Source organism: Mycobacterium sp. NPDC050853, from assembly GCF_040653875.1.
Classification (GTDB): domain Bacteria; phylum Actinomycetota; class Actinomycetes; order Mycobacteriales; family Mycobacteriaceae; genus Mycobacterium.
In genome coordinates this window covers 1-8950 of record NZ_JBFAGW010000016.1, presented here as the reverse complement: position 1 = coordinate 8950, position 8950 = coordinate 1, and the positions used below count along the sequence as shown (strand labels likewise).

Below are 8950 nucleotides of genomic sequence, written 5' to 3'. Positions count from 1 at the left end.
TGGAGCGCACCGGGGGCCGCTACGGCCTGCAGACGATGTGCGAGGGCGGCGGTACCGCCAACGTCACCATCATCGAGCGCCTCTGAATTCACGGCCGAATGTCGACCTTTCTGCGGCTTTTCCAACGAAAGGTCGACATTCGCGGGCGTAGCCTGAGGGATATGCGCGCAGGAGTCTTGATCGGCACGATGGCAGCGGCGTTCGGCATCATCGCAAGCGGTGCCCCGGCGAATGCGGAACCGTGCCCGCCGGAGATTTGTTCAATCCCCGGAATCCCCGGACTACCCGGTGGCGGACTTGGATTCCTCCCGCAGTCGATGGGCGATCTCCCGCCACAGCTGTCGCAGTACCCGGGAGGTTGGGGGGACAGCCCCTGGAATGGCTGGAATCAGCGGGACAGCATAGACATCTTCAACACCCCGGCACCCGAGGCGCCTGCCCAGGCACCGGATGATGGTCTGCCACAAGCTCCCCTACCGGGCGACTAGCTCTGAGCCCACGTCCCGAATGGCACATCTGGATCGGTACCGTCCGGAGTGGACGGATCGGCGCCGCCGATATTGTCTGCGTGATCTGGGACGTAGGGATCGGTACCGTACGGCACATCCGGATTGGCGCCGCCGATCTTCTGGTCTCGCGGCAGTACATGAGCCCGGCCGCGGTCGGTCGGTAATTCCATGGATCCCTGCGCGGGCGCGTGAATTGGCTGCTCCGGCACTGAGGGCGCGTCGGGGTCGGCCAGGGCCACGGGCGCGAGTACAAGGGTTGCCAAGGCTGCCACACAACAGGCAGCTGTCGAGAAGGTGAACTTGCGGTGTCTCATATCTCCAGGATTCTCCCGCATTCTGTGAATCCGCTGTCGGAATGACGGGAATTCGCTGCGGGAGAATCGCCTAGAGAATTGTGGCGTTGGCTGCCCGTAGGTGTGTGACGGCCTCGGCGACGATCGAGTCGACCAGTTCCTGACAGCTCGGCAGGTCATCGAGGATGCCCGCGACTTGACCCGAGGCCAGCACGCCCGCATTCGTGTTGCCCTCGACCAGACCGGCTTTGAGCAGCATCGGAGTGTTCGCGGCCATCAGCACCTGCGACCAGGTGAGCTCCTTGCCATGCCGCATCGCCAGACCGTCCTTGACCATGGACAGCCATGTCATGCCCGACATCTTCTTGAACTTGGCCGCGTTGCGGATTGCGGCGCTGAAACCGCGTACCCGCGAACCGCTTTCGAGCTTTTCAACCAGCTCGGTGCGCAGCACGCGATGCGGCATACCGTCGACGCGCGTCGACACCACGGTGCCGCCGAGATCGGAGGCCAGGTAGCGCTGCTTGACCGCATCCGGCACGGTGCTGTCGGAGGTCAGCAGGAAGCGGGTGCCCATGGCGACACCCGCGGCACCGTAGGACAGCGCCGCCGCGAGGCCACGTCCGTCGAAGAACCCACCCGCGGCGATGACCGGCATTCCGGTGTCCTTCACGGCGTCCAGTACCGAGGGCAGCAGCAGGGTGGTGGCGACCGGACCGGTGTGTCCACCGCCCTCACCGCCCTGCACGATCACCGCATCGGCTCCCCAGGCCGCGACCTTCTTGGCATGCTTGGCCGCTCCGATGGACGGAACCACCACGACACCATTGTCTTTCAGCTTCGCGATGAGGTTCTGCTTCGGCGCCAGCGCAAAAGATGCGACCTTTACCTGCTCCTTGATCAGCAGGTCGATGCGCTCGTTGGCGTCACCGGCATCGGCGCGAATGTTCACACCGAAGGGCTTGTCGGTCAGTGACTTCGTCTTCGCGACGGCTGCGACCAGCTCCTCCAGCGTCATCGTCGCTGAGGCGAGGATGCCCAGTCCGCCGGCGTTGGAGGTGGCGGCCACCAGGCGCGGACCTGCCACCCAGCCCATACCGGTCTGCACGACGGGATGGTCGATGCCGACAAGTTCGGTCAGCGGGGTCTTGAGCACCTGGGCACTCACGCCTTCACTTCCTTGTCGCGGAATGACTTCGGATCAATCACCTCGCGGATGATCCGCAACTCCTCGTCGGTCGGCAGCCGGGTCTCGGCGGCGTCGGCCAGTCCGTGTACCTTGAAGCCGGTGTTTGACGCGACGTCCTCGGCCGAGACTCCGGGGTGCAGGGATAGTGCCTGCATCTGTCGGTCGGGGCCGTTGAAGTCGAATACGCCCAGGTTGGAGACCACCCGGAACACGTTGAGGTATTTGAATGCCGGGTTCGCGGGATCGGCCTTGTCGTAGCCGACACCGGACACCACGTCGACCGAGTTACCGAACACCCGCGCGGAATGGTTGCCCACGAAGTAGGAGGTGGCGTGGTTGATGGTGTTCCCGGGGGCGCCCCGCACACCGAACATCTGCCGGGTGGGGTGCTGCAGCGGCCCGAACGCCGAGAGGTTCTGATTGCCGTAGCGGTCAATCTGGTTGGCGCCCATGACGACATGCCGACGGCCGGAGGCCACCACATCGAACACCTTGCGGAAGGGCATCCACCCCTCGATCGGCGAGGTGCCGCCAATCGCCGGTGTCTCGGCCATCAGGACGGCCTCGCCATCGGAGAGCACCAGGTCGGGAGAGAAAGTGAGGCGGGCCAGTCGGGCGCCGACGGTGGACATCGTCGACATCGCAGAGGCCATGATCTCGCCTGCGTCCCTGAACAACTCGGCGCATGCGACGGCGCATACCTCGGCGCGGGTTGCCTCACTCATGCCTGCTGCTCCTTAAAGCGCTTAACGGCTGCCTGGTAGTCCTCTTCGGAACCGGACAGGTAGGTGTCGACGAACTTCTGCCAGGTCTCCGGGTCGCCGGCCGCCTCGGCGTAGTGCCGCTGGAACTTCTCGTCGCGGCCGTAGTCGGCGGCGCCGATGGTGAAGTGCGCACCGCCCGGCACCTCGACCACCTTGTCGACCATCATGCGGTTCAGCAGAAGCGACTGCAGAGGTACGGATTTCACCAGTTCCTCGGTGGAGACGATCTTCTCCACCGAGAGGTACCGACGTTCGGCGGCCATGCAGTAGAGGTCGTCGAAGTATGGGTCGACGCCGGTGTAGGCGGCATTGCCGGTGGCATCGCCCAGGTTGAGGTGCACGAAGGCGGCGTCCAGGTTCAGCGCGGGCATGGCGACCAGGGTTTCCGCATTTCCCGACGAGTCCGCGTAGGGCGAGGTGACCGTTTTGAGCTCATCGCCCCAGAAGTTCATGACGTCGGATCCCAGCCCGGCCCGGATGGGCAGGAACGGCAGGCGAGCGGCGGCGGCCTCCAGGCCGCACTTGACCATGCCCTCGTCCATCTCGCGGGACTCGATCGCACCTGTGGTGCGCGCCTTGGCGAACCACGGGTCGTAGAACGGTGGGGAGTCCAGAGAGACGAAACCGTAGTACGCCTTCTTGACCTTGCCTGCAGAACACAGCAGGCCGAGGTCCGGTCCGCCGTATGTGACGACCGTCAAATCCTTGATGTCCGAACGCAGAATCGCGCGTACGAACGCCATGGGCTTGCGGCGCGAACCCCAGCCGCCGAGACCGATGGTCATTCCACTGCGCAGCTCGGCGACGACCTCGTCGAGCGTGGTGCGCTTGTCTCCCATTTACTGTCCCTTCGGCTTTCCGGTCTCGACGAACGCGTCTCGGTGCTCGTCGGCGACACCCGCCAGGTTGAGCTCGAACGTAAAGCCCTGCTCCATGCGGTAGCTGGACTCGACGTCTTGCGGGTCGATGAAGTTGATGGCCTCCTTGGCGGCCCGGATGACGCGGGTGTCCTTGGCGGCGATGTCCCGGGCGACGCGCAGCGCGGCCTCGTCCAGCTCGTCGCGCGGAACCACCTCGTGGATGGATCCGTACTGCTGCAGCGTCTTTGCATCGATCTTGGCCGCTGTGTAGAACAGCCGGCGCATCACATGCTGGGGGACCAGTCGCTGCAGGTGGGTGGCCGTACCGAGCGCGCCGCGGTCCACCTCGGGAACGCTGAACACCGCGTCATCGGATGCGACGATCACATCGGCGTTGCCCACCAAGCCAATTCCGCCGCCGAGGCAGAAACCGTTGACGGCGGCAATGACCGGCACCTTGCAGCGGTACACCGCGCTGAAGGCCTCGAAGCAGCCCCGGTTGGTGTCGATGAGAGCGGTGTAACCCTTGCCCTCTTCTTGGGTGCGCTGCATTTCTTTGATGTCGGCACCCGCGTTGAACCCGCGGCCCTCGGCCCGCAGGATCACCACGTGGGTGGACGGGTCATTACCCGCGGCCAGGATGGCGTCGGCCAACTCAAACCACCCGCGCGACGGGATGGCGTTGACCTTCGGGTAGTCGACGGTGACGGTGACGATGCCCGGTTCAACCGTCGCGGTGATGATGCCCATGAGACTCCTCAAGGTACCGAAACAAGCACTTGCTTGGTACGCTACCATGGCCCGTGCGCAGCAGGAAAGCGCAGGAAATCGGCAGGAGGACAGTCAGGTGGCAGCGATGAGCGCCGGCGAAGAGCATCGGGCGCCGTCATACGATCTCGGCCTCGGCGGTCGCGTCGTACTGGTCACCGGAGGCGTCCGCGGCGTTGGTGCCGGGATCAGCCAGGTCTTCGCCGACCAAGGGGCCACAGTGGTTACCTGTGCGCGACGTCCGGGCGAGACCCCCTATGAATTTCATTCCTGCGATGTTCGCGACGAAGAGTCGGTGGACGCGCTGATCAACACCATCGTCTCCAACCATGGCCGTCTGGATGCCGTCGTGAACAACGCCGGAGGGGCTCCCTTCGCCCTCGCCGCCGACGTCAGCCACAACTTCCATCGCAAGATCATCGAGCTGAATCTGCTCTCTGCCCTGCTTGTCTCGCAGCGGGCCAACGCGGTGATGCAGAAGCAGGACGAGGGCGGCACCATCGTCAACATCACCAGTGTGAGCGCGAGCCGTCCGTCGCCGGGCACCGCCGCCTACGGCGCCGCCAAGGCCGGCCTGGAGAGCCTGACCCGGAGCCTGGCCGTGGAGTGGGCACCCAAGGTGCGGGTGAATGCGCTTGCCGCCGGGATGATCCGCACCGAGCTGTCGGAAATGCATTACGGCGACGAAGACGGTATCGCCTCTGTGGGAGCGACGGTGCCCCTCGGACGTCTGGCCAACCCTGACGAGATCGGTTGGACCGCAGCATTTCTGTCATCGCCATTGTCTTCGTATGTGACCGGTTCGGTCCTCACGGTTCACGGTGGGGGAGAGCGCCCCGCGTTCCTCGACGCCGCCAATGTCAACGCTAAGGAGAAGTAACGTGCCAGGTTTGCTCGATGGACGGGTCGTCATCATCACCGGTGCGGGCCGCGGTATTGGCCGTGCGCACGCGCTGGCATTCGCAGCCGAAGGCGCACGGGTCGTCGTCAACGACATCGGTGTGGGCCTGGATGGCTCGGCCGGCTCCAGCCCCGCACAGGAGGTCGTGGAGGAGATCAAGGCTGCCGGTGGAGAGGCCGTCACCAACGGTGACGACGTCGCCGACTGGAGCGGCGCCAAGAACCTCATCAACACCGCCGTCAATTCCTTTGGCCGCCTGGATGTTCTGGTCAACAATGCCGGTTTCCTGCGCGACCGGATGCTTGCCAACATGAGCGAGGAGGAGTGGGACGCGGTGATCCGTGTGCATCTCAAGGGGCACTTCGCACCGTTGCGTCACGCCGCCGCCTACTGGCGCGACGAGTTCAAGGCAGGCAATGCGGTGGACGCGCGCATCATCAACACCAGTTCCGCCGCTGGTCTGCAAGGCAGTGTGGGGCAAGGGAACTATGCCGCCGCCAAGGCCGGTATCTCGACCCTGACCCTGCAGGCCGCCGCCGAGATGGGCCGCTACGGCATCACCGTCAACGCCATCGCTCCGGCCGCCCGTACCCGGATGACCGAGGCGGTCTTCGCCGAGACCATGGCCAAGCCGGAGGACGGCGCGTTCGACGCGATGGCCCCGGAGAACGTCTCGCCGCTGGTGGTGTGGCTGGGCAGCCCCGAGTCTCGTGAGGTCACCGGAAAGGTGTTCGAGGTCGAGGCGGGCATCATTCGCGTCGCCGAGGGCTGGGCGCACGGACCGCAGGTTGACAAGGGAGCACGTTGGGATCCAAGCGAATTGGGTCCCGTGGTCAGCGACCTGCTCGGCCAAGCGCGCACGCCGGTTCCGGTCTACGGCTCGCAGGCTTAGCTCTCCCCGCCGACACGCCGTATCGCTGCGGATTCGTATCGTACGTGTCCGCCACGAGGCGGCGTGTCGACGCAACTACGGCTCGAGGATGACGACCGGGATCGTGCGGGTCGTGTACGACTGGTACTTGTCGAAGTCGGCGTACAGCTCGACCAGTTTGGGCCAGTAGTACGCGCGCTCTTCATCGGTCGCGGTGCGAGCCGTCATAGTGCGGATATCACCCTTGATCTGAACGCTGACTTCAGAATTCGCTTTCAGGTTGAGGTACCACGCCGGGTTGCCGGCACGCCCGCCTTGCGATGCCACCAGGACGATCTTGTCGCCGTCGGGCAGATAGAGCAGTGCGCTCAGCCGCTTCTGCCCGGTCTTGCGGCCGGTGGTGGTGACCAGCAGCACCGGTATGCCCCACGGGAAAGCTGCACCTACACGCCACTTTCCGCCGAGACGACCGTCGGTCCGCTGGTACAGCCACACGTTGGCGGTGGTCATCCACTTGATCAGCTTGCCGGCGAACTCGGAATTCAGCTGGGCAGGTGCGCTCATATCGGCACCGTACCCCTATCCTGTGAGGGTGCCGACAGTCACCGATGCCGAACGAATTGCCGCCGCCAACGCGTACATCGAAGCGTTGGTTACTCATCAGGCGGACGCGGTGCCATTTGCCCCGGAGTGCGTGCGGATCGAGCAGGGTGTCAAGACCGGGTTCTCCGGAGATCACTTGCGGCGCAGCCTGAATAACGGTCCGCAGTTCCGTCTTATCGCGGCGGCCTCCAATCGGCAGTTCCGCGTCGAGGGAGAGAACGTCATCGCGAGCTTCGTCATCGAGACCAAGGCGAAGGCGGCCGGTTGGCGCGTTGTCGCCAAAGTAGACGAGACGTTCAAAATTCCGGCCGACGATCCGCGGATTCACCACATCCGCGCGATCTTCGTCCCCAAGCTGTCACGTACCTAGAACACGTTCTAGATCTGGGTTTTTTCCTCCGCACACCCTTGTCCTGGGGTCGATTTCTGTGCTTCACTGCGACTAGAGCCATTAGTGAAATACGTCACAGGCCAGGAGGTACAGCGTGGTACATCCCAACCTTCCCGCAGGTATCGACTTCACCGATCCTGATCTTTTCGTGCGTGGGATCCCGGAGCGTGAGCTCGCAGAGCTGCGGCACACCGAGCCGATCTGGTGGAATCACACCGAGCGCAGGGTCGCCGGGTTCGACGACGAGGGCTTCTGGGTGGTGTCCAAACACAAAGATGTCAGGGAGGTTTCGCTCCGATCCGATGTGTTCTCCAGCGAGCAGAACACGGCGATACCGCGCTATCTCTCCACCACTCCGCGTGAGCGGATCGACGCGACACGATTGATCATGCTCAACATGGATCCGCCCCGGCACAGCAGGTTGCGGCACATCATCAGCCGTGGGTTCACGCCGCGAGCGGTGGGCCGACTGCGGGACGACCTCAATGCTCGGGCGCAGGGCATCGCGAAGTCGGCGGCACAGATGCGGCATGGTGACTTCGTGGAGCAGGTGGCCTGTGAGCTTCCGCTGCAAGCCATCGCGGGTTTGATGGGTACGCCACTGGATGAGCGTGAGCAGCTCTTCGACTGGTCCAACAGGCTGGTGGGTTCCGACGATTCTGATAATGGTGAGGACGACAGCGCCACCGCCAGCGCCGAGCTGCTGATGTACGCCATGCAGGTTGCGGCGCGCAAGACCTCGGAACCCGGTACGGACATCTGTACTGATCTGGTGAATGCCGATATCGACGGCGAGAAGCTTTCCGATGACGAATTCGGTTTCTTCGTAATGCTTTTGGCGGTGGCCGGCAATGAAACGACCCGTAACTCCATCACGCACGGAATGCACGCCTTCACCCAGTTTCCGGAGCAGTGGGAGCTGTACAAGCGGGAGCGTCCCGAGTCGGCCGCCGATGAGATTGTGCGGTGGGCGACGCCGGTGACGTCTTTCCAGCGGACGGCGTTGGAGGACACCGAGCTTGGTGGTGTGCAGATCAAGAAGGGGCAGCGCGTGGTGATGATGTACCGCAGCGCCAACTTCGACGAAGAGGTCTTCGAGAATCCGTTCTCCTTCGACATAATGCGAAACCCCAACCCGCATGTTGGATTTGGGGGAAATGGCGAGCACCACTGCGTCGGTGCCAACCTGGCGCGGATGACCATCAACCTGATGTTCAATGCCATCGCCGATCACATGCCGGACCTCGCATCGGCGGGAGAGCCCGACAGATTGCGTTCGGGATGGCTCAACGGCGTCAAACACTGGGAGGTCGACTTCTGTCCGGCAGGTTACGGCCGCGCCAGCTGACGAAAAGACCCCCGGACACCGCGGTGCCGGGGGCCTTTCGCAGAGAAGGTTAGATCCGCTCGATGATGGTGCCGGTGGACAGCGCGCCGCCCGCGCACATCGTGATCAAAGCCGTTGACTTGTCGGTGCGTTCGAGCTCGTACAACGCCGTGGTGATCAGTCGGGCACCGGTGCTGCCGACCGGGTGACCCAGCGCGATGGCGCCGCCGTTGACGTTGACGCGATCGAAGTCCGGCTTGTGTACGGCCGCCCAGGACAGCACCACCGAGGCGAATGCCTCGTTGATCTCGACGACATCGATATCGCCGATCTTCATGCCCGCACGGTCCAGCACACGCTGCGTCGACTGCACGGGGCCGTCGAGGTGGTAGTAGGGCTCGGCACCCACAAGAGCCTGCGACACGATGCGTGCACGCGGCGTGAGGCCCAGCGCACGAGCCTTGTCTTCGTCCA

12 protein-coding genes and 1 pseudogene are annotated in these 8950 nt (G+C 64.1%); 6 read left to right on the top strand and 7 right to left on the bottom strand.

The window, feature by feature from the left end; all coding sequences use genetic code 11:
• Together AB0H22_RS25320 and AB0H22_RS25315 are read left to right on the top strand one after the other, a co-directional pair.
• On the top strand, positions 1–86 hold an 86-nt coding region (locus AB0H22_RS25320), incomplete at its 5' end, for a hypothetical protein (protein ID WP_358150020.1).
• 75 nt (positions 87–161) lie between these two features.
• Positions 162–488 carry a hypothetical protein gene (locus AB0H22_RS25315; protein ID WP_180752343.1) on the top strand — a complete coding sequence of 109 codons (327 nt, stop codon included), beginning with the start codon at positions 162–164 and terminating at the stop codon, positions 486–488.
• Here AB0H22_RS25315 and AB0H22_RS25310 read toward each other — a convergent pair.
• The 5 genes from AB0H22_RS25310 to AB0H22_RS25290 form a co-directional block, all read right to left on the bottom strand.
• Positions 485–823: a hypothetical protein gene (locus AB0H22_RS25310; protein ID WP_180752344.1), complete on the bottom strand. Its 339-nt coding sequence runs from the start codon at positions 821–823 to the stop codon at positions 485–487. The two genes, AB0H22_RS25315 and AB0H22_RS25310, sit on opposite strands and share 4 nt — an antisense overlap.
• A 70-nt stretch (positions 824–893) precedes the next feature.
• Positions 894–1970: a (3aS,4S,5R,7aS)-5-hydroxy-7a-methyl-1-oxo-octahydro-1H-indene-4-carboxyl-CoA dehydrogenase gene (gene ipdC / locus AB0H22_RS25305; protein WP_358150017.1), complete on the bottom strand. Its 1077-nt coding sequence runs from the start codon at positions 1968–1970 to the stop codon at positions 894–896.
• A complete protein-coding gene (locus AB0H22_RS25300) occupies positions 1967–2716 on the bottom strand; it encodes a CoA-transferase (RefSeq protein ID WP_358150015.1) in 750 nt (249 codons plus the stop codon). The genes ipdC and AB0H22_RS25300 overlap by 4 nt, the downstream gene beginning before the upstream one ends.
• Positions 2713–3594 (bottom strand): cholesterol ring-cleaving hydrolase subunit IpdA, encoded by an 882-nt coding sequence (gene ipdA / locus AB0H22_RS25295; RefSeq protein WP_358150013.1) that lies wholly within the window; start codon positions 3592–3594, stop codon positions 2713–2715. Before ipdA ends, AB0H22_RS25300 begins: the two co-directional genes overlap by 4 nt.
• Complete coding sequence (locus AB0H22_RS25290; RefSeq protein WP_180752348.1) at positions 3595–4365, bottom strand: enoyl-CoA hydratase family protein; 771 nt, start codon at positions 4363–4365, stop codon at positions 3595–3597.
• A 106-nt stretch (positions 4366–4471) separates the two neighbouring features.
• Between AB0H22_RS25290 and AB0H22_RS25285 the strand changes: the two genes are divergently transcribed.
• Both AB0H22_RS25285 and AB0H22_RS25280 read left to right on the top strand, forming a co-directional pair.
• Positions 4472–5263, top strand: a complete 792-nt coding sequence (locus AB0H22_RS25285; protein ID WP_180752349.1) for an SDR family oxidoreductase — start codon at positions 4472–4474, stop codon at positions 5261–5263.
• Position 5264: 1 nt separating this feature from the next.
• On the top strand, positions 5265–6176 hold the full coding sequence (locus tag AB0H22_RS25280) for an SDR family oxidoreductase (RefSeq protein ID WP_358150010.1): 912 nt from the start codon (positions 5265–5267) through the stop codon (positions 6174–6176).
• Between the two features lie 75 nt (positions 6177–6251).
• On the opposite strand, the gene AB0H22_RS25275 is transcribed toward AB0H22_RS25280, so the two are convergent.
• Positions 6252–6719, bottom strand: a complete 468-nt coding sequence (locus AB0H22_RS25275; protein WP_180752351.1) for a nitroreductase family deazaflavin-dependent oxidoreductase — start codon at positions 6717–6719, stop codon at positions 6252–6254.
• 28 nt (positions 6720–6747) lie between these two features.
• Between AB0H22_RS25275 and AB0H22_RS25270 the strand changes: the two genes are divergently transcribed.
• Together AB0H22_RS25270 and AB0H22_RS25265 are read left to right on the top strand one after the other, a co-directional pair.
• On the top strand, positions 6748–7128 hold the full coding sequence (locus AB0H22_RS25270; RefSeq protein ID WP_180752352.1) for a hypothetical protein: 381 nt from the start codon (positions 6748–6750) through the stop codon (positions 7126–7128).
• Positions 7129–7243: 115 nt separating this feature from the next.
• Positions 7244–8497 (top strand): cytochrome P450, encoded by a 1254-nt coding sequence (locus AB0H22_RS25265; RefSeq protein ID WP_180752353.1) that lies wholly within the window; start codon positions 7244–7246, stop codon positions 8495–8497.
• A gap of 49 nt (positions 8498–8546) precedes the next feature.
• Here AB0H22_RS25265 and AB0H22_RS25260 read toward each other — a convergent pair.
• Positions 8547–8950: pseudogene (locus tag AB0H22_RS25260) on the bottom strand (steroid 3-ketoacyl-CoA thiolase); the annotation flags it as partial.